At 59.2% G+C, this 720-nt stretch carries 1 protein-coding gene; it reads right to left on the bottom strand.

Annotation, left to right across the window (positions count from 1 at the left end; all coding sequences use genetic code 11):
* Positions 1 to 193: 193 nt before the first annotated feature.
* Entirely contained in the window at positions 194 to 493 is a 300-nt protein-coding gene (locus tag EOA29_RS38795; protein WP_126091156.1) for a hypothetical protein, read from the bottom strand.
* Between the last annotated feature and the right edge of the window lie 227 nt (positions 494 to 720).

Raw genomic sequence — 720 nt, 5'->3', positions numbered from 1 at the left:
GGCCGAATGTGAAAAAATGGCGATGTGAGCGAAACGGCGGCAACCCCACTTCTTACGTCTTTTCGCTGAAGGGCATTTCGGCGGCGCTGTCCTCGATCGCCAAGTGTAAATAGCGAAAAGCCAATCTGACGATTAGGCCGGGCCTCCAAGCCCGGCCTTTTGCTTTCATCCCACCGGCTTGCCGCCGTTTCGCTCACATCGCCATTTTTTCACATTCGGCCTGGGCCTTCTTGGTCGACGTGTCGATCACGTAGGCTTTGCCCTTGGCGTCGGTGATCATCATCATGCAATGCTTGAGTGGCTTCGCCGTCTTCATCATTTCGGCGCCCATCTTCGCGTCAGGCGTCATGGTGCCCATATGCCCGTCGGGCATGATCGCCGTCACTTGCCCGCCCTTCATCATGGTCATCGTTCCCATCGCGTCCTCGGCAAGCGCCGGCGAGACGGACAGGCCGACAAGGCCGGCAATCGCTACAAGCTTGATCGAATGCATTCTGCTCACTCCCGTTTTGCGGGGGGCACAATTGCCCCTTTCAGGGTTCGCTGCGGGTTGGCGAAGCGTTACACCAACACGACTATGTGATCGGGCTGAGGACGGCGCGCAGGTCAGCGGTCACCGCCGAAGAGCGGATACTCAAGAGTAACGTCGTTGCCGATCGGCGCCTCTCCCTTCTCCCCTTGTGGGAGAAGGAAAGCCCGGCCCCATGACTCCGCCTGCAA

The organism is Mesorhizobium sp. M1E.F.Ca.ET.063.01.1.1, from assembly GCF_003998155.1.
Taxonomy (GTDB): Bacteria; Pseudomonadota; Alphaproteobacteria; order Rhizobiales; family Rhizobiaceae; genus Mesorhizobium.
Note: the sequence above shows the minus strand (reverse complement) of the source record. Positions and strands in the feature narration are given on the sequence as shown.